Origin of the sequence: Roseibium sp., assembly GCF_965233565.1 — a bacterium.
Lineage (GTDB): Bacteria > Pseudomonadota > Alphaproteobacteria > Rhizobiales > Stappiaceae > Roseibium.
In genome coordinates this window covers 68,175-85,985 of record NZ_OZ247494.1, presented here as the reverse complement: position 1 = coordinate 85,985, position 17,811 = coordinate 68,175, and the positions used below count along the sequence as shown (strand labels likewise).

Below are 17,811 nucleotides of genomic sequence, written 5' to 3'. Positions count from 1 at the left end.
GCGAAATTTGTGGGTCTTGCCTTAACGTTGCCACGAAATGGGGCTTGGCAAATACCCACAAGGCACTAGCCTTGAGTGAACCAGTCAGTAATCAGGAAGTCGCATGACAGATGTTGCCCCACTCACCGTCGATGTCGTTTCGGATGTGATGTGTCCGTGGTGTTACATCGGTAAGCGGCGGCTGGAAGCCGCGCTCCGCTCTGTGCCGCAACTGAATGTTCTAGTGCGCTGGCATCCGTTCCAGCTTGATTCTACCCTGCCGAAATCCGGCAAGGATCGTCAGCAGTATCTCAGCGACAAGTTCGGCGGGATGGATCGTGCAAATGCCTTTTACAGCCAGATCCGGACGGCGGGTCAGGAAGAAGGCATCCCGTTTGCATTTGAGGATATCAGGCTGTCCCCCAATACTCTCGATTGCCACCGCTTGATCCTGTGGTCTCGCGCGGACGATCTTCAGGACGAGGTGGTTGAGCGTCTCTTCAAGGCCTATTTCCTTGACGGAGAGGACCTGACCAAATCCGAAACGCTGGTCCGGATTTCCGAAGAAGCCGGCATGCAGTCCGATCTGGTGGAGCAGCTCCTTGAAACGGAAACCGATCTCGACAAAGTCATTGCCCAGATTGAAAACGCCGTGAATTCGGGAGTGTCCGGCGTTCCCTGCTTCATCATCGATGGGCGGTTTGTTCTGGCCGGAGCTGAAAAAGCAGAAACGATTGCCGCCGCCCTGTTGCATGCGGAGGAAACAAAAACCAATCCGCAGGCTGCCGCGTCCCAGTAAAAGCCCGAAAGCAGACAACAAAAAACCCCGCGGTTTTTGCGGGGTTTTTCGTTTTCAGAGAGGCAAGGCTCAGCCCTTCAGGATGGACCGGCCTGCGTAGATGGCCTGCGGGCCCAGTTCTTCCTCGATCCGGATCAGCTGATTGTATTTGGCGAGCCTGTCGGAACGGGCCAGGGAACCGGTTTTGATCTGTCCGCAATTGGTGGCAACGGCCAGGTCGGCAATAGTGCTGTCTTCGGTTTCGCCTGACCGGTGCGACATGACGGCGGTATAGGCGGCCTTGTGGGCAGTCTCGACGGCATCAAGTGTTTCGGAGAGCGTTCCGATCTGGTTGACCTTGATCAGGATGGAGTTGGCAACGCCCATGTCGATGCCCTTGCGCAGCCGCTCGGAGTTGGTGACGAAGAGGTCGTCACCGACCAGCTGGCACTTGTTGCCAACAAGGTCCGTGGTGGCCTTCCAGCCGTCCCAGTCATCTTCCGCCAGACCGTCCTCGATGGAGATGATCGGATAGCGGGACACGAGATCGGCGAGATACTGAGCCATTTCCTCAGGTGCCAGTGACTTGCCCTCACCTTCCAGGACGTATTTGCCGTCCTTGAAGAATTCGGTCGAAGCGGCGTCAAGCGCCAGAAAGACGTCCTCGCCCGGTTTGTAACCGGCCGCTTCAATGGACTTCATGACAAAGCCGATGGCGGCGTCGGTCGATTCCAGGTTCGGTGCAAAGCCACCTTCGTCGCCGACATTGGTGTTGTGACCGGCAGCGTTCAGGGCCTTCTTGAGCGTGTGAAAGATCTCAGAGCCCATGCGAACGGCTTCGCTGAGGCTTTCGGCCCCAACCGGCATGATCATGAATTCCTGAAAATCGATCGGGTTGTCGGCGTGGGCGCCGCCATTGATGATGTTCATCATCGGCACCGGCAGGGTGCGGGCGGAGGTGCCGCCGACATAGCGGTAGAGCGGCAGGCCGGACGCCTGGGCCGCAGCGCGGGCAACGGCAAGAGACGCACCCAGGATCGCATTGGCGCCAAGACGGGCCTTGTTCGAAGTGCCGTCAAGGTCGATCATCGCCTGATCGATCTGCAGCTGATCCTCGGCCTCAAGGCCGCCGATCGTTTCAAAGATCTCGCCATTGACGGCATCAACGGCATTCTGAACGCCCTTGCCCATGTAACGGTCGCCGCCGTCACGCAGTTCAACGGCTTCATGCGCGCCGGTCGACGCGCCGGACGGAACAGCGGCACGGCCAAAGGAGCCATCTTCCAGGAATACGTCGACCTCAACGGTCGGATTGCCGCGGCTGTCAAAGATCTGACGGCCGATGACATCGATAATGGCGGTCATGGAATGAACTCCCTGTCAAAAGTAGCTGTACTGACGTTTGCCGGACGGGGTCCGGCATTTACGGACGCCGGCAGACCGGCGCGAGAAACGGAGCAAGGCTCCACATGAGAAAGCCGCATCCAAAGATACGGCTGAAACAATCTATTCGGCGGCAACAGCCGGTGACTTGATAACCGCATCAAGTGCCTTGAGCTGCGCAAGAAGTGCTTCCAGCTCACTCAGGGGCACCATGTTCGGACCGTCGGACGGTGCCTTGTCGGGATCCGGATGGGTCTCAATGAAGAGGCCGGCGACTCCAACGGCAACTGCAGCGCGCGCCAGGACCGGCACCATGGTTCGATCTCCACCCGAAGAGCCACCTTGTCCTCCCGGTGCCTGTGCAGAATGAGTTGCATCGAAAACTACCGGAGCACCGGTCTGAGCCATAATGGTCAGGGACCGCATGTCGGTCACAAGTGTGTTGTACCCGAAGCTTGCACCGCGCTCGGTCAGCAAGACATTTGGATTGCCGGAGCCCGTTACCTTGTCCAGTACGTTCTTCATGTCCCAGGGGGCAAGAAACTGGCCTTTCTTGACGTTGACGACACGGCCGGTTTTTGCGGCAGCGACCAGAAGGTCTGTTTGGCGACACAGAAAGGCAGGGATCTGCAGGACGTCAACAATCTCTGCCACCGGTGCGCATTGCTCCGGCGCATGCACGTCGGTCAATACCGGCATGCCATAGGTTTCCTTGATCTCTGCAAAGATCGGCAAAGCATCAGACAGACCGACGCCGCGTTGTCCGGAAAGAGAGGTGCGGTTGGCCTTGTCGAAGGACGTCTTGAAGATTGTGGAAATACCGAGCTTCTCCGTGATCTCCTTGATTGCCGCGGCGCATTCGAGCGCATGTTCTCGGCTCTCCAGCTGACACGGCCCTGCAATCAGGCTGAACGGCGCATCGTTGCTAAAAGACACATTGCCAACGGAAACTACTCGATTTGCCTCGGTCATATTCCACCATCTGTCGGAAGGTCGCCGCGTTGCACGGTGTTGCCTTCAGGGTCTGCCCTCACCCAGCAATAATTTGCGTGTTCCATAACCTTCTTTTGTCTAACCCGCAACAGCGGCATGGCGCAGTGCAATACCGCAATTAAATCGATTAAACTTCTTCGCGGGCATTTCGCCGGACGAACCAGTCTCCTGGTGTCCCTTTCTTTGCGGGGTTTTCAGTGTCCAGCGAGAGCGAACCGACTTCCTCGTGTCTTTAACCGAAGCTCCACAAACACCCGATATTTAAGCGTGAGATTCGCGCCACGCTTGTTTATGAGTGGGCAAAAGACTATTGGAAACGCTCGTAAAAGCATTGGAAGGCCTGAAATGAACAAGCCCATTCGCAAAGCGGTCCTGCCGGTCGCCGGACTAGGCACGCGCTTCCTGCCCGCAACCAAAGCGGTGCCGAAGGAAATGCTGACCATCGTTGACCGGCCGATCATTCAATATGTCGTTGATGAGGCCCGCGCAGCAGGCATTGAACACATCGTGTTTGTCACTGGGCGCAACAAGCAGGTCATCGAAGACCATTTCGATATGGCCTATGAGCTCGAAGACACGCTCAAGGCGCGGAACAAGACCGCGGCTCTGGAATTGCTTGAAAAGCACCGGCCTCAACCCGGGTCCACAAGTTTCACCCGGCAACAGGCGCCGCTTGGTCTCGGGCATGCGATCTGGTGCGCCCGGGACATCATCGGAAACGACCCCTTCGCCATCCTGTTGCCGGATGTGATCATCAAATCCAAGGTGAGTTGTCTCAAGCAGATGGTCGATGTCTATGAAAAGGCCGGCGGCAACATCATAGCCGTGGAAGAGGTGCCCGATGATCAAACGCATAATTACGGCATCGTCGAGCTTGCCGGCGAAATCGGCAAGAATGCGCACAAGATCACGAATATGGTCGAGAAGCCGCCGCAGGGTACTGCACCGTCCAACCTTCAGATCACCGGACGATACATTCTCCAGCCTGAAATCTTCGACCTGCTGTCCAATCAGGACAAGGGTGCAGGTGGTGAAATCCAGCTGACCGACAGCATGCTTGCGCTCATGAAAACACAGCCCTTTGCGTCGCTGAAGTTCGAGGGACGCAGCTATGACTGTGGCAACAAGGCCGGGTTTTTGAGCGCAAACATCGCATTCGGTCTGGATGATCCAAGTCTTGCAAAGGAGTTGCTCCCCTTCATGCAAGAGATGATCGATCATCCCGAGGCTGCCGAATAAGTCTCTGTCAGCCGCTATGGGCTTGAAATCGCAATAGCGAACGGATTAGGACTGGGCCGGGCTCTTTATCAGGGTCCGGCCCTTTCTCTGGCCCAATTCGGACGCCCCCTGCCCATGCAAGAACTCGCAACTAAGAAACTCGCCATCATCGGCCTTGGCTATGTCGGCCTGCCGGTTGCAACCGCCTTTGCGGCCAAGGGCTACGACGTAGTCGGCTTCGACATCAACACGAAGCGGCTTGATGAGTTGCGGTCCGGTCGAGACGGCACGGCGTCTGTTTCTCCTGAAGACCTGTCGGCGGCAACACTCACCTTTTCAGGCGATGAAGCGTCTCTGGCTGATCGCGACGTGCTCATCGTTGCCGTGCCGACGCCGGTCGACGAGGCCAAGCGGCCGGACCTGACACCGTTCCGCAAGGCCGCGGAAACCGTTGGCCGGATCATGAAACACGGTTCGATCGTGGTATTTGAATCGACCGTCTTCCCCGGGGCAACGGAAGACGTTGCCGTGCCGATCCTGGAACACGGTTCCGGATACCGGTTGGGAGACGGATTCGAGGTCGGCTATTCGCCGGAGCGGATCAATCCGGGCGATACGTCACGCGGTTTTGCCGACATCACCAAGATTGTCGCGGCCTCCAGCGCAAGTTCGACGGACCTGCTTGTTGCCCTTTACGGGTCGGTCGTAACCGCCGGCATTCACCGGGCGCCGTCCATCAAGGTGGCGGAGGCTGCCAAGGTCATAGAAAACACCCAGCGTGATCTCAACATTGCCCTGATGAACGAACTGGCCATGCTGTTTCACCAGATGGACATCGACACCCGCGACGTGCTTGAGGGTTCCGCGACCAAGTGGAATTTTCTTCCCTTTCAGCCCGGGCTGGTCGGAGGCCACTGCATCGGTGTCGATCCATATTACCTGACCCACAAGGCCCATGAAATCGGCATGACCCCACAGGTGATCCTGGCCGGGCGCGGGACCAACGAAGCTATGCCGGGGTTCGTTGCCGGAAAAATCATCCAGGAGTGTGTCCGGCTCGGCCTGAACATGCCGCCGAAGATCACGGTGCTCGGGATCACCTACAAGGCCAATGTGCCCGATACCCGAAATTCCAAGGTGGTCGACCTGATCCGAGAGCTGAAAAACTTCGGGGCGCGTGTAGAGGTGTCCGATCCCTTTGCTGATCCACAGGAAGTGATTGAGGAATATGGAATCACCCTGACCTCGAGCGATTCCCTGGAACCTGCAGACGTCGTGGTTCTGGCTGTGCCGCATGCGCAATTCTGCGAAGGGTCTTCCGGCTGGAAAACCATGACAGCGTATCTTCGCGACGGCGGTGGTCTTGTCGCCGACATTCCAGCCAAGCTGGACCGGGCAAGTGTCCCTGACGGCGTTACGCTTTGGCGGCTTTGAAATTGCATTGATTTTTGACCTTGACCGCTTTCTTTGGCCTTAAACTCTTCAGCTCGAGGCGACGAACGCGAACCGTTCCGCCGTCGGCTGCCTGTTGACGTCGGGGATTTCTCAAAAAAGGTGGGATCTGGGTAAGGAATTGAGCCGTATACTGATCGGGTTTCAGAACAGGAGACATCGATCATGGCTCAGTACCGTTTCTGGAAATTGGCTGCAGCAGCCGGTGCCAGTCTTCTGCTGGCGACTGCCACGCTCAAAGCCGAAGAGGGCTTCGACGGCGCTAAGCTTCAGACGATCATCAAGAACCAGATGAGCGCCTTTGCCTCCGGCAACGCCAAGGCAGCATTTTCCTTTGCAACGGATTCACTTCAGCGACGGTTCCAGACGCCCGAATTCTTCATGGAGATGGTGCGACAGGGCTACCGGCCGGTGTATCAGCCCAAAAGCGTCACGTTCGGGCAGTCGAAAATGACCAAGTTCGGGCCGACCCAGGAAGTCTACGTGACTGGTCCGCAGGGCAAGAACTGGCTAGCGCTGTACAGCTTTGAAAAACAGCCTGACGGAAGCTGGCGCATTTCCGGTTGCTATCTGACGAAGTCCGAAGGTTTTTCGGCCTGAGGATCTGAATTTCGAGATGGCGTGCCGGCGTTAAAGCGCCGGAATGTCACCTTTCGCCCAGTTTTCCTTCGTTTCAGCATAGAAATCCTCGAAACGGCCCGCTTCGATGGCGTCCCGCATGCCCTGCATCAGAAACTGATAGTAGGCGATGTTGTTCCAGGTCAGAAGCATGCCGGCAAGCCCCTCGCCTGCGCGCACCAGATGATGCAGATAGGCACGGCTGTAGATGCTTGCTGCCGGACACTCGGCCTCCGCATCCAGCGGACGCGGGTCTTCCTGGTGGCGTGCATTCTTCAGATTCACCTTGCCAAAGCGCGTATAGGCGAGGCCATGGCGACCGGCACGGGTTGGCATGACGCAGTCGAATTGATCGATGCCGCGCCTGACGCTTTCCAGGAGGTCGTCAGGCGTGCCAACGCCCATCAGATAGCGCGGCTTGTCGACCGGCATGACAGGCGTGGTGATGTCGAGCATCTTCAACATCACTTCCTGGGGTTCACCGACGGCCAGTCCGCCGACCGAGTATCCCTCAAACGGCATCTTGCCGAGTTCTTCGGCCGAACGGATGCGTAGATCCGGCTGATCGCCGCCCTGAACGATACCATAGAGCCCCTGCCCCTTGCCCGGACCACCCATGGCCTCGAACCGCCGGCGTGATCGCTCCGCCCAACGAAGCGACAGTTCCATCGCCCTCTGGACTTCCTCCTTCGGGCTAGGCAGCTTGATGCATTCATCCAGCTGCATCTGGATGTCCGATCCGAGCAGGCCCTGAATTTCCACGGACCGCTCCGGTGTCAGATGGTATTTCTGGCCGTCGATATGGCTCTGGAACCGGACGCCGTCCTCATCGAGCTTACGCAACTGGGCGAGTGACATGACCTGGAAGCCACCGCTGTCGGTCAGGATGGTGTGCGGCCAGTTCATGAACTTGTGCAGACCACCGAGCTTGGCGACGCGCTCCGCCGTCGGCCGCAGCATCAGGTGATAGGTGTTGCCCAGAACCACATCAGCGCCGGTTTCCCGGACCTGCTCCGGATACATGGCCTTGACGGTCGCCTGGGTGCCGACCGGCATGAAGGCGGGCGTCCGAACGATGCCGTGCGGTGTGGTGATTTCGCCGCGGCGCGCTGTTCCGTCCGTGGTGATCAGCTTGAAGCCGAATGTGTTCTTGTCCTGGCTCATGAGATGTCCTTAGACGGCGTCCTTGTCGGGAAACAGCAGGGAGGCGTCCCCGTAGCTGTAGAATCGATATTCCTGATCAATGGCATGGGCATAGGCGGCGCGCATGGTCTCAAGGCCTGACAAGGCGGAGACCAGCATGAACAGGGTTGACCGGGGTAGGTGAAAATTCGTCATCAGGGCATCGATGACCTTGAACCGGTAACCGGGCGTGATGAAGATCGAGGTATTGCCTTTGAAGGGAGCGATCCTGCCTGTTTTCACGGCAGCGCTCTCCAGAATGCGCAAGGAGGTCGTTCCGACACTGACGACCTTGTTGCCGCGTGCCTTGACGGCCGCCAGCGCTTCGGCAGTCTCCGGCGAAACCTCGCCCCATTCGGCATGCATCTTGTGGTCTTCGGTCTTGTCCGCCTTGACCGGCAGGAAGGTACCCGCGCCGACATGCAACGTGACGCGGTGGTGTTCGATGCCGCGATCTTCAAGCGCCTGAAGCAGGCCCGGCGTAAAATGCAGACCGGCCGTCGGTGCGGCAACCGCCCCGTCCCTTTCCGCGAACATGGTCTGGTAATCCTGACGGTCCTGTTCGTCCTCACCGCGCTTCTGCGCGATATAGGGTGGCAGGGGTATGTGGCCCACAGCCGCAATTGCCGCATCCAGTGCGGGACCGGAACGGTCGAATACCAGCAGGACCTCGCCGCCATCGGCTTTTTCCGAGACTTCTGCGGTCAACCGCGTCCCAAAGCCCTCAAACAGGACATCGTCGCCCACCTGCAGTTTCTTTGCCGGACGCACAAAGGCCTTCCAACGGTCAGGCCCCGTACGCATGTGCAGTGTTGCCCCGATTCCAGCCGAAATTTCGCCGCGCAGGCGGGTCCCTTCCAGCTGGGCTGGAATCACCCTGGTGTCATTGAAAACGAGTGCGTCCCCCGGCTCCAGAACATCCGGCAGGTCGCGCACCCCGCCATCGATAAGGGGGGCATCGGCCTGAGGGCGCACAACAAGCATTCGAGCCGCATCGCGGGGACGCGCCGGACGCAATGCGATACGTTCGTTGGGCAGATCAAAATCGAATTGGTCGACGCGCATGGCGCTCACCTGGTGCTATTTGGGGGCTATCGCTCTGGTCCACGGACCAGGAAGCTGGCCCGGATGCCGTATCGATCAGTCTGCGGCTCTTAAAGATGGATTGGCCGAAGGTCAACCGGCGCAGGGTCCTGCGCACAACAGGACGGCGCGGAATTGCTTCCGCGCCGTCCTGGTTCCCGATTGGGGCCGTGATCAGGCTGCGTCGGCGGCCACTTTCAGCGACACAATATTGTCCGGATCAACGACCGGCTCGCCGCGCTTGATCTTGTCGACATTTTCCATGCCTTCGATCACCTGGCCCCAGACGGTGTACTGGCCATCGAGCCACGGTGCGTCGGTGAAGCAGATGAAAAACTGGCTGTCGCCGGAATTCGGGTCCATCGCGCGGGCCATGGAGCATGTGCCGCGGACGTGTTTTTCGTTGCTGAATTCGGCTTTCAGCTTCTGGCCGGAACCACCGGTTCCTGTTCCCTGCGGGCAGCCGGTCTGGGCCATGAAACCGTCGATCACGCGGTGAAACTTGATTCCGTCATAGAAACCTTCGCGCACGAGTTCCTTGATACGCGCAACGTGGGTCGGTGCCAGATCCGGTTTCATCTCGATCACGATCGAGCCCTGGCTGGTTTCCATGAGAAGGGTGTTTTCGGCGTCTTTGATATCGGCCATGAGAATATCTCCTAGGGTCTTGAAAGATGGGGCTATGAGGCTCGGGACTTATTGCGCGTCCGCTGCAACCTGCATCTTGACGATCTTGTCCGGGTTTGCCGGCGGTTCGCCGCGCTTGATGTTGTCGACAAACTGCATGCCGTCGACGACCTCACCGAATACGGTGTACTTGCCATTCAGGAAGTCACCATTGTCGAACATGATGAAGAACTGGGAATTGGCGCTGTTGGGGCTGGAGGCGCGGGCCATGCCGAGCGTGCCGCGCTTGAAGGGCTCACGGGAAAACTCGGCCTTCAGGTCCGGTTCGTTGGAGCCGCCCCGGCCCGTCCCGGTCGGGTCACCGGTCTGCGCCATGAAGCCATCGATGACCCGGTGAAAGACAATGCCGTCATAAAAGCCTTCGCGGGCCAGCTTCTTGATCCGGGCGACATGCTCGGGAGCCAGGTCCGGGCGGAGCTGAATGACAACACGGCCGTCCTTCAGATCAAGGAAGAGCGTGTTTTCCGGGTCGCCCTGGGCATTGGCGGCGAAGGGGAAGAGAATGAGCGATGCCAGAACGGCGAAGGTTGCAAACAAACGTGACACTGGAATCTCCTGATGTTCGGTCCAGGTTCGGGAGTGAAAAGGATCAGTTGTCCGGTCGGGCCCGGCGGCGCAACGGTTCGGCGACCGGCTCAGGCACAAAAGCAGAGATTTCCCCACCCATTTTTGCGATCTGTCGCACCAAGGTGGCGGTGATATGGCGGACATTTGGAGAAGCCGGCAGGAAAACCGTTCTGATCTCCGGTTCGAGGGTGCCGTTCATGCCGGCCATCTGCATCTCGTAGTCAAGGTCCGTGCCGTCCCGCAGTCCGCGGACCAGGTAGCCGGCTTTCTGGTTGCGAGCAGTGTTGATGACCAGATCGTCAAAGGCAATCACATCGATCCGGCTTGCTTCCTCGGGAGAGAATTCCGCTTCGGCTGAGGCGTGAATGAGTGCCACGCGCTCGTCAAAGGAAAACAGAGGAGACTTGCCCGGATGGATGCCGATCGCGACCACAACCCTGTCCGCCAGTGCGAGCGACTGACGCAGAATATCCATATGGCCGTTGGTGACGGGATCGAAAGAACCCGGGTAGAGCGCAATACGAGTCATGGCTCCTTCCTTACTCTGCCTGTTGCCACCTCACAAGGGAAAGCCTGAAACAGATCCGCATTCTGCCAGCAACTGACAAACTGTGACGGTCGTCACATCGCGCTTTCCAACAATGTTCCAAGGTGAGGTCATCGAAATCCAAGTGGCGTGAGCAGGAGCCAGGACAATGAGGAGCAATTCAACCACCGACCGGACCGCGCAGGCACAAGCGGCTCAACCCTTTGCCACTCGTGCCAAGGCCGTCGATCCGGCCATGCATGTGAAGCTGGCAGCTGTTTTCATGCTGGCGCTTCTGACCATGATCGCCGCTGGCGTCATGACGATGCATCCGAGCAATGCGTCCCAGGCAGAAGATCTGACAAGCCTGGCAACGCAGGGTCTGACGACAACCAAGGGCGACCGCGTCGCCACTTCCACATCCGATACCTGCAAGTCGCAGGCCTGGGGCGCCTGGTCAGCAGACTGCGCAGCGGCCCTGACGGGTGCCAGCAAGGTGCGCAAGGTTTCGTTCGTCACCGTTGAAAAATCCGCCCCGACCGTGAACGAGACCATTCTGGCGCGCTACCCGGCAACAAACTGAACGTTTCAAATACCTCCCTCCCCGTAACGGCAAACAGCGGCTCAGGTTCCACCCTGGCCGCTGTTGTCGTTTTGGAGCCTGATCCTGAAGGATCAGCTTTCCGGCGCGTCGTCGCCGCCTTCGGCAGCTGGTGTATCGCCAGCATCACCGTCGGTTGCGGCCTCTCCGCCTTCGGCACCCTCGCCGTCTTCTTCGAGGTCGTCGTCCTCATCCACTTCGGAGATGCCTTCCACGGCAACGACTTTTTCTTCAGCCGCTGTCTTGAAGACGATGACGCCCTGCGTCGCGCGCCCGGCAATGCGGATGCCGTCGACCGGGCACCGGATCAGCTGACCACCATCGGTCACCAGCATGATCTGGTGGCTTTCCTCGACGGGGAATGAGGCAACCAGACCGCCATTGCGGTCATTCACCGCCATGGCCGTTATGCCCTTGCCGCCGCGGCCGGTGACCCGGTACTCGAAGGACGAGGTCCGTTTGCCGTATCCGTTCTCGGAGATCGTCAGGATGACCTGCTCTGCAGCGCTCATCTGAGCATACCGCTCCTGCGGCAGGTCTCCTGCGACCACGCCGTCCTCGTCCGCTCCGTTGCCGTTTTCATCGGCTTCGCCGCGCATAGCGCGGGAAAGCTTCAAATAAGCGGCCCGTTCTTCCGCATCGACATCGATGTGATGCAGGATCTGCATGGAGATGACCCGGTCATTGTCCGCCAGGCGAATGCCGCGGACGCCGACAGAGTTCCGGCCCGCGAAAACCCGGACATCCGTTGCCGGGAAACGGATACACTGACCGAAATTGGTGGTCAGCATGACGTCGTCATGTTCGGAGCAGGTGTCGACACCTACGATGCCGTCGCCGTCCTCCAGCTTCATGGCAATCTTGCCGTTGCGGTTGATGTTGACGAAATCGGACAGTTTGTTCCGGCGGACCGTGCCGCGCACGGTTGCGAACATCACGTCCAGATCCGCCCAGCTGTCCTCATCCTCAGGAAGTGGCAGGATCGAGGTGATCTGTTCCCCCTGCTCAAGTGGCAGCAGATTGATCAGGGCCTTGCCGCGCGAGGTCGGGCCGCCAAGCGGCAGACGCCAGACCTTCATCTTGTAGCAGATGCCGCGCGAGGAGAAGAACAGCACCGGTGTGTGCGTGTTGGCCACGAACAGCCGGGTGACGAAATCCTCTTCCTTGGTCGCCATGCCGGACCGGCCCTTGCCGCCGCGGCGTTGCGCCCGATAGGTCGCGAGCGGAACACGCTTGATGTAGCCACCGTGGGAAACGGTCACCACCATGTCCTCGCGCTGGATCAGGTCTTCCTCGTCGAAATCCGGACCACCCTCGATGATTTCCGTCCGCCGCGGCGTCGCAAACTCTTCCTTGATCTCCAGCATCTCGTTCTTGACGATTTCCTGGATGCGCGCTCGCGAGCGCAGGATGTCGAGATAGTCGGAAATCTCTGCGCCAATCTTGTTGAGCTCTTCCTCGATTTCGTCCCGGCCCATGGCGGTCAGGCGTTGCAGGCGCAAGTCGAGAATGGCGCGGGCCTGTTCCTCGGACAGCTTGTAGGTGCCGTCTTCCTGAACCATGTGACGCGGGTCGTCGATCAGCCGGATGAGCGCTTCGACGTCCTGGGCCGGCCAGTTGCGCTCCATCAGCTGGGCGCGGGCCGTTGCCGGGTCCGGGGCGCTGCGGATCAGCTTGATAACCTCGTCGATATTGGCAACCGCGATGCCCAGACCAACCAGGATATGAGCCCGGTCACGGGCCTTCTTCAGAAGGAAACGCGTGCGCCGCTGGATCACTTCCTCTCGGAAGGCCACGAAGGCGCGCAGCATGTCGGAGAGGTTCATCTGCTCCGGCTTGCCGCCGTTCAGCGCAACCATGTTGGCGCCAAAAGAGGTCTGTAGCTGGCTGAAACGATAGAGCTGATTCAGGATCACGTCCGGAACCGCGTCGCGCTTCAGCTCGATCACCACCCGCATGCCGGATCGGTCACTCTCGTCGCGAATGTCGGAGATGCCCTCGATGCGCTTGTCACGCACCAGTTCGGCAATCTTCTCGATCATGGTCGACTTGTTGACCTGATACGGGATCTCGCTCACGATCAGCGCGTTGCGATCCTTGCGGACTTCCTCGACATCTACCCTGGCCCGCATGACGACGGAACCACGGCCGCTTTCGTAAGCGCTGCGAATACCCGCGCGGCCAAGGATCATGCCGCCGGTCGGGAAATCCGGGCCCGGCACGATCTGCATCAGGTCTTCCAGCGTCATTGCCGGATTTTCCATGATGGCAATGGCAGCGTCGATCACTTCGCCAAGATTGTGCGGCGGGATGTTCGTGGCCATGCCGACGGCAATGCCGCCTGCGCCATTCACCAGCAGGTTCGGAAATTTCGCCGGCAGCACGACCGGTTCGGATTCGGAGTTGTCGTAGTTCTCCTGGAAGTCGACCGTATCCTTGTCGATATCGTCGAGCAGCTTGTGCGCGACTTTCTCCAGGCGGCACTCCGTATAACGCATGGCCGCGGCCGGGTCGCCGTCGATCGAGCCGAAATTGCCCTGCCCGTCGATCAGCGGCAGACGCAGGGAGAAATCCTGCGCCATGCGCACGAGAGCGTCATAGATCGCACTGTCGCCATGGGGGTGGTACTTACCCATGACGTCACCGACCACACGGGCCGACTTGCGATAGGGCTTGTTCCACTCATAACCGTTCTCGTGCATCGAATAGAGGATGCGCCGGTGTACCGGTTTCAGTCCGTCTCGTACGTCGGGCAGCGCACGGGACACGATCACGCTCATGGCGTAATCGAGATAGCTGCGCTTCATTTCATCGACGATGGAGACCGGTTTGATATCAGACGGGAGGCCGTCTGAAGGGGTGCTGTTGTCCTGGTCAGCCAAGGAAGACACTCATTTCATTGTTATTGCTGTGTCTTTTATATCCGATTCAAGGCTGCGGTCCAAATTCCGGGCGCTTTTCCACCTAAGTAATAAGTCTTTAAAATCAATACTCTATAAGAAGTATTCACAGGGTTGAAAAATCATTTTTGCGCGGCCGGTCGCCGCGGCGTGCAAAGCCCTATAGTAAGGCCGTCACGACGCCTGAAAAACCGCCCCGGGAACCAGAAATGCTCGACTATTACATCAACGCTTTCGCGACGCTTTTCGTGACCATCGATCCGGTCGGACTGGCGCCGATGTTCCTGGCCGTCACAGCTGGAATGAGCAAGTCGGACAGGCGAAAAGTTGCCATTCGGGCCACCGTCACGGCGGCCGGCATCCTTCTCGTATTCTACGCTTCCGGGCAGACGGTTCTCAATGTTCTGGGCATATCCGTCAGCGCCTTCCGCGTCGCCGGAGGCATCCTGCTGTTCATGATTGCGCTGGAAATGATCTTCGGCAAGCGCCAGGAACGCAAAACGGAAACAGCAGAAAAGGCGGTGGAATCGGAGGCGCATCATGGCACGGTGAATGAACTTGCCATCTTCCCTCTTGCCATCCCGCTGATTTCCGGTCCGGCGGCGATCTCCGCGATCATTCTTTTGTCCGGTGAAGCGCCCGACACCCTGGCCTATGCCGGGTTGGGTGCGGTTATCGCAATCATTCTCCTGAGCTGCATGGGCGCGTTTCTCCTGGCCGACAAGATCGAGAGGCTTTTGGGCGATACGGCCCAGCTCGTGATCACGCGGCTCCTCGGTGTGTTGCTGGCTGCTCTTTCCGTCCAGTTCGTCGCCGATGGCGTGCTTGCCTTTGTCCGGGGGTAAGGCTGCCTAGCGGTCAAGCTTCAGGCGGAACTCCTGTGGCGACACACCGTGAACGTTGTCACGTGCCCTGATGACGACTTCGGTCACGTCATCTGGAACCTGCACACCTGACAATGAGCGGGTGAAGGGCTGTTCGTTCTCATGCGGATGCAATAGCACTCTCTCGCCAAGCAACACCCCGTCCGGCGTGTAGACCTGCCAGAGATCGGCATAATGGTCCCAGCCGGTATCGCCGTGCTTGAGGGTCACGGAAAATGTCCAGCTATCGCCTGACGACCGTGCCTTTGCATCGACAATTTCAACGTCCCCCGCAAGGGTCTGCGTCGCGACACCAAGGCTGGTAACAAGAAGACATCCGGCAACAATTATTCGAGCTACGCGCATCTGATCGTCCGTGATTGGGTTGGTTGCGGCAGGCAGGCATCCTGACCGTTATCGAGCCCTTGTAAAAATCACGAGTGCGTCAGCCAGCCTGTTGCAGATGAGCGTCCCGCTTGAAGCCCTTGGGCCAGAGCGACCTGTTTGCGTTGCCCCATCCGGCCAGGGCCTTGATCACCGGTTCCAGCGACGCCCCCAATTCGGTCAAGCTGTATTCCACCTTGGGGGGCACCACGGGATACACTGTTCTGGTCAGAAGACCGTCCGCCTCCATGCTGCGCAGCTGGGCCGTCAGAACCCGCTGCGTGATGTTCGGCAGGGCCTTTTGAAACTCATTGAAGCGAAGCACCTCCCTGTCGAGCAGCAGGAACAGGATGACGCCTTTCCATTTGCCATCGATCAGGCTGAGCGCGGCCTCGACTGCACAGCCCGGATGGCAATCGTAAGTATCCTTTTCAGACTTGGTCTTCTTCAAAGTATCCATCTTGTGCCTTAGGTTCTATTGTGTCGGTAACTGCCCAAATTGTGCATTCTTGCGCTTCTATGTTTTATGGTCATTTTGAGGGGCACGCAAATCAGGAGACACACATGCGTGCCATTGGATATTATCAAAGCCTCCCCGCAAACGAACCGAATGCCCTTCAGGATCTCGATCTGCCGAAACCATCGCCGTCCGGTGCGGACCTTCTGGTCGAGGTGAAAGCCGTTGCGGTGAACCCGGTCGACACAAAGGTCCGACAACGCCGTGCATCGGAAAACGACACCCCGGTTGTGCTCGGCTATGACGCGGCGGGAACCGTTGTCGCAACGGGCCCTGACGTCACCGACTTCAAAGTAGGAGATGACGTTTACTACGCCGGAGATCTGACAAGGCCGGGCACAAACGCCGAATTTCACCTCGTCGACGAGCGCATAGTCGGGCGCAAGCCGGAAAGCCTCAGCTTCGCCGAGGCAGCCGCCTTGCCGCTGACGGCCATCACCGCCTTTGAAGCGCTGTTTGACCGGTTGAAAGTGAACGACCCGGTCCCGGGAAACACGCGCAGCCTGCTGATCATCGGCGGGTCCGGCGGCGTCGGTTCGATCGCCATTCAGCTTGCGCGCCAATTGACGGACCTGACTGTCATCGCGACCGCATCCCGTCCGGAGAGCCAGGCCTGGTGCCGGGAACTCGGAGCACATCATGTGCTCGATCATTCAAAACCAATGGCAGATCAGCTTGAAGCGCTGAAACTCGATGCACCGGGCTTTGTGTTCTCAACGACCCATACAGGTCAGCATCTGGACGACATTGCCGCGATGATCGCACCCCAGGGACGATTTGCCCTGATCGACGATCCGGAAGATCTGAGCATCATGCCCTTCAAGCCAAAGGCCGTCTCCGTGCACTGGGAGTTCATGTTCACGCGTTCCATGTTTCAGACAGCCGACATGAAGGAACAACAAACCCTGCTCAACAGGGTTTCGGAGCTTGTGGATGCGGGCAAGGTGCGCACCACCCTTTCCAGGACGCTTGACCCCATCAATTCAGAGAATTTGCTGGACGCGCACCGCCAGATCGAAAGCAATGCCACGATTGGCAAGATCGTGCTCACCGGTTTCTAGGCGGACTTCCCGCGTTTGCCGAGATACGCCTGGAACGCGGGAAACACTCCGTGACTTGCAGCACAGATCCGGCGGGGGCATGCTTCCCGCCGGAGGATGGGTATGGAAGACAAGAAGATCTCCCTCATTCGGGAGCGCCTTCAGGCTCTAAAGCAGGAACTGGAAGCTTTCAGCGAGATGTCCGGTGAGGCGCGCGCCACTGTCGAGCTGGACCAGCAATCTGTCGGCCGTCTTTCACGCATGGATGCGTTACAGGGACAGGCCATGGCACAGGCATCGGAACGTCAGCGTCGGGCCCAGATACAACGGATCGATGCGGCTCTTGGTCGACTGGCGGCAGGCGACTACGGGTATTGTGTGGAGTGCGGCGAAGAGATCGCCCCAAAACGGCTGGACGTTGATCCGGCGGCTGCGTTCTGTATCAGCTGCGCCCAATAGTCTGTGGCGCAACGTGACGCCGTAAATCCCGCAGAAAACGTGAAATCTTTGAGATGGTCGCATCTATCGGATAGTCTGCGAGCGCTTGTTCCGTCCAGTCAGCGTCGGGTGCCAGTTCCAGTCTCAGGCCGTCCAGCCGAGCGCTTTCTTTCTTGTCGAGCGGCAGTTTTTCAGCGGTGCCCAGCAACAGCAGTTGTTCGTGGATGCGGCGCAGGACCGAGAGTGCAGCCCCCATGCGATTGGCAAGCGCCGGATCGTCACGCCAGCTGCGCCCCTTGAATACAATTTGCGAGACCAGCTGGCCGGCGCCAAAACAGTCATATGTGATGCAGCCTTTGAAGCCGAGGGCCTCGCGGCCGTCAAAAACACGACACTTGTTGCAATCGTCGAGGTTCGGACAGACTTCCCCCGCCCCCTTGTCGATAGCGAATGATTCAGACTTGTCGAACGGAAACACGACGCAGCAAAGCGCAGCGCAGGCGGAACAGTCGGGTCTCAGGTCGGGCAGTTGAACCACCGGGGCAGTGCTTTCCTCGTGTTGCCGCGCCAAGGACATGCGCCGCCACCCTGCGGGCGGTCAG

At 58.9% G+C, this 17,811-nt stretch carries 19 protein-coding genes; 8 read left to right on the top strand and 11 right to left on the bottom strand.

The features are described 5' to 3' along the window. Positions 1-103 precede the first annotated feature (103 nt). The gene (locus ACO6TG_RS00335; protein ID WP_422376374.1) at positions 104-778 is read left to right on the top strand and encodes a DsbA family oxidoreductase; all 675 of its coding nucleotides are present in this window, start codon (positions 104-106) and stop codon (positions 776-778) included. A 69-nt stretch (positions 779-847) separates the two neighbouring features. Here the strand turns inward: ACO6TG_RS00335 and eno are convergent, their stop codons facing one another. Both eno and kdsA read right to left on the bottom strand, forming a co-directional pair. After that, positions 848-2,122, bottom strand: a complete 1,275-nt coding sequence (gene eno, locus ACO6TG_RS00330) for a phosphopyruvate hydratase (RefSeq protein ID WP_422376373.1) — start codon at positions 2,120-2,122, stop codon at positions 848-850. Positions 2,123-2,263: 141 nt separating this feature from the next. Then, positions 2,264-3,112, bottom strand: coding sequence for a 3-deoxy-8-phosphooctulonate synthase (gene kdsA / locus ACO6TG_RS00325; RefSeq protein WP_422376372.1), 849 nt, complete (start codon positions 3,110-3,112; stop codon positions 2,264-2,266). A gap of 366 nt (positions 3,113-3,478) precedes the next feature. On the opposite strand from kdsA, the gene galU reads away from it, so the two are divergent. The 3 genes from galU (at position 3,479) to ACO6TG_RS00310 (ending at position 6,403) form a co-directional block, all read left to right on the top strand. After that, positions 3,479-4,372, top strand: a complete 894-nt coding sequence (gene galU, locus ACO6TG_RS00320; RefSeq protein ID WP_422376371.1) for a UTP--glucose-1-phosphate uridylyltransferase GalU — start codon at positions 3,479-3,481, stop codon at positions 4,370-4,372. Positions 4,373-4,486: 114 nt separating this feature from the next. Further along, positions 4,487-5,785, top strand: coding sequence for a nucleotide sugar dehydrogenase (locus ACO6TG_RS00315; protein ID WP_422376370.1), 1,299 nt, complete (start codon positions 4,487-4,489; stop codon positions 5,783-5,785). A 183-nt stretch (positions 5,786-5,968) separates the two neighbouring features. Next, on the top strand, positions 5,969-6,403 hold the full coding sequence (locus ACO6TG_RS00310; RefSeq protein WP_422376369.1) for a DUF4864 domain-containing protein: 435 nt from the start codon (positions 5,969-5,971) through the stop codon (positions 6,401-6,403). A gap of 30 nt (positions 6,404-6,433) precedes the next feature. On the opposite strand, the gene tgt is transcribed toward ACO6TG_RS00310, so the two are convergent. From tgt to coaD, 5 genes are all read right to left on the bottom strand, one after another. Then, on the bottom strand, positions 6,434-7,585 hold the full coding sequence (gene tgt, locus ACO6TG_RS00305) for a tRNA guanosine(34) transglycosylase Tgt (protein ID WP_422376368.1): 1,152 nt from the start codon (positions 7,583-7,585) through the stop codon (positions 6,434-6,436). A gap of 9 nt (positions 7,586-7,594) precedes the next feature. After that, entirely contained in the window at positions 7,595-8,668 is a 1,074-nt protein-coding gene (gene queA / locus ACO6TG_RS00300; RefSeq protein WP_422376367.1) for a tRNA preQ1(34) S-adenosylmethionine ribosyltransferase-isomerase QueA, read from the bottom strand. A 192-nt stretch (positions 8,669-8,860) separates the two neighbouring features. Continuing rightward, the gene (locus ACO6TG_RS00295) at positions 8,861-9,334 is read right to left on the bottom strand and encodes a peptidylprolyl isomerase (RefSeq protein ID WP_094070728.1); all 474 of its coding nucleotides are present in this window, start codon (positions 9,332-9,334) and stop codon (positions 8,861-8,863) included. Between the two features lie 48 nt (positions 9,335-9,382). Then, complete coding sequence (locus tag ACO6TG_RS00290) at positions 9,383-9,919, bottom strand: peptidylprolyl isomerase (RefSeq protein WP_094070727.1); 537 nt, start codon at positions 9,917-9,919, stop codon at positions 9,383-9,385. Between the two features lie 43 nt (positions 9,920-9,962). Next, positions 9,963-10,469 carry a pantetheine-phosphate adenylyltransferase gene (coaD, locus tag ACO6TG_RS00285; protein ID WP_422376366.1) on the bottom strand — a complete coding sequence of 169 codons (507 nt, stop codon included), beginning with the start codon at positions 10,467-10,469 and terminating at the stop codon, positions 9,963-9,965. Positions 10,470-10,635: 166 nt separating this feature from the next. Between coaD and ACO6TG_RS00280 the strand changes: the two genes are divergently transcribed. Continuing rightward, positions 10,636-11,049: a phosphopantetheine adenylyltransferase gene (locus ACO6TG_RS00280; protein ID WP_422376365.1), complete on the top strand. Its 414-nt coding sequence runs from the start codon at positions 10,636-10,638 to the stop codon at positions 11,047-11,049. 92 nt (positions 11,050-11,141) lie between these two features. Here the strand turns inward: ACO6TG_RS00280 and gyrA are convergent, their stop codons facing one another. Continuing rightward, positions 11,142-13,949: a DNA gyrase subunit A gene (gene gyrA / locus ACO6TG_RS00275; protein WP_422376364.1), complete on the bottom strand. Its 2,808-nt coding sequence runs from the start codon at positions 13,947-13,949 to the stop codon at positions 11,142-11,144. 227 nt (positions 13,950-14,176) lie between these two features. Between gyrA and ACO6TG_RS00270 the strand changes: the two genes are divergently transcribed. Then, positions 14,177-14,812, top strand: coding sequence for a MarC family protein (locus ACO6TG_RS00270; RefSeq protein ID WP_422376363.1), 636 nt, complete (start codon positions 14,177-14,179; stop codon positions 14,810-14,812). 6 nt (positions 14,813-14,818) lie between these two features. Here ACO6TG_RS00270 and ACO6TG_RS00265 read toward each other — a convergent pair whose 3' ends face one another. After that, positions 14,819-15,196, bottom strand: a complete 378-nt coding sequence (locus tag ACO6TG_RS00265) for a hypothetical protein (protein ID WP_422376362.1) — start codon at positions 15,194-15,196, stop codon at positions 14,819-14,821. A gap of 79 nt (positions 15,197-15,275) precedes the next feature. After that, the gene (locus tag ACO6TG_RS00260; RefSeq protein ID WP_422376361.1) at positions 15,276-15,674 is read right to left on the bottom strand and encodes a winged helix-turn-helix transcriptional regulator; all 399 of its coding nucleotides are present in this window, start codon (positions 15,672-15,674) and stop codon (positions 15,276-15,278) included. Positions 15,675-15,778: 104 nt separating this feature from the next. On the opposite strand from ACO6TG_RS00260, the gene ACO6TG_RS00255 reads away from it, so the two are divergent. Continuing rightward, complete coding sequence (locus tag ACO6TG_RS00255) at positions 15,779-16,792, top strand: zinc-binding alcohol dehydrogenase family protein (protein ID WP_422376360.1); 1,014 nt, start codon at positions 15,779-15,781, stop codon at positions 16,790-16,792. A gap of 102 nt (positions 16,793-16,894) precedes the next feature. Further along, on the top strand, positions 16,895-17,230 hold the full coding sequence (locus tag ACO6TG_RS00250) for a TraR/DksA family transcriptional regulator (RefSeq protein WP_422376359.1): 336 nt from the start codon (positions 16,895-16,897) through the stop codon (positions 17,228-17,230). Here ACO6TG_RS00250 and ACO6TG_RS00245 read toward each other — a convergent pair. Then, positions 17,214-17,786 carry a hypothetical protein gene (locus ACO6TG_RS00245; RefSeq protein ID WP_422376358.1) on the bottom strand — a complete coding sequence of 191 codons (573 nt, stop codon included), beginning with the start codon at positions 17,784-17,786 and terminating at the stop codon, positions 17,214-17,216. The genes ACO6TG_RS00250 and ACO6TG_RS00245 overlap by 17 nt on opposite strands. Positions 17,787-17,811 lie beyond the last annotated feature (25 nt).

Coding starts and splice junctions, on each gene's coding strand:
- coaD (WP_422376366.1), bottom strand. CDS start 10,469: ATGACTCGTATTGCGCTCTACCCGGGTTCTTTCGATCCCGTCACCAAC.
- ACO6TG_RS00245 (WP_422376358.1), bottom strand. CDS start 17,786: ATGTCCTTGGCGCGGCAACACGAGGAAAGCACTGCCCCGGTGGTTCAA.
- ACO6TG_RS00255 (WP_422376360.1), top strand. CDS start 15,779: ATGCGTGCCATTGGATATTATCAAAGCCTCCCCGCAAACGAACCGAAT.
- ACO6TG_RS00310 (WP_422376369.1), top strand. CDS start 5,969: ATGGCTCAGTACCGTTTCTGGAAATTGGCTGCAGCAGCCGGTGCCAGT.
- ACO6TG_RS00280 (WP_422376365.1), top strand. CDS start 10,636: ATGAGGAGCAATTCAACCACCGACCGGACCGCGCAGGCACAAGCGGCT.
- galU (WP_422376371.1), top strand. CDS start 3,479: ATGAACAAGCCCATTCGCAAAGCGGTCCTGCCGGTCGCCGGACTAGGC.
- ACO6TG_RS00315 (WP_422376370.1), top strand. CDS start 4,487: ATGCAAGAACTCGCAACTAAGAAACTCGCCATCATCGGCCTTGGCTAT.
- ACO6TG_RS00270 (WP_422376363.1), top strand. CDS start 14,177: ATGCTCGACTATTACATCAACGCTTTCGCGACGCTTTTCGTGACCATC.
- ACO6TG_RS00265 (WP_422376362.1), bottom strand. CDS start 15,196: ATGCGCGTAGCTCGAATAATTGTTGCCGGATGTCTTCTTGTTACCAGC.
- eno (WP_422376373.1), bottom strand. CDS start 2,122: ATGACCGCCATTATCGATGTCATCGGCCGTCAGATCTTTGACAGCCGC.
- tgt (WP_422376368.1), bottom strand. CDS start 7,585: ATGAGCCAGGACAAGAACACATTCGGCTTCAAGCTGATCACCACGGAC.
- ACO6TG_RS00295 (WP_094070728.1), bottom strand. CDS start 9,334: ATGGCCGATATCAAAGACGCCGAAAACACCCTTCTCATGGAAACCAGC.
- ACO6TG_RS00260 (WP_422376361.1), bottom strand. CDS start 15,674: ATGGATACTTTGAAGAAGACCAAGTCTGAAAAGGATACTTACGATTGC.
- queA (WP_422376367.1), bottom strand. CDS start 8,668: ATGCGCGTCGACCAATTCGATTTTGATCTGCCCAACGAACGTATCGCA.
- kdsA (WP_422376372.1), bottom strand. CDS start 3,112: ATGACCGAGGCAAATCGAGTAGTTTCCGTTGGCAATGTGTCTTTTAGC.
- ACO6TG_RS00335 (WP_422376374.1), top strand. CDS start 104: ATGACAGATGTTGCCCCACTCACCGTCGATGTCGTTTCGGATGTGATG.
- ACO6TG_RS00250 (WP_422376359.1), top strand. CDS start 16,895: ATGGAAGACAAGAAGATCTCCCTCATTCGGGAGCGCCTTCAGGCTCTA.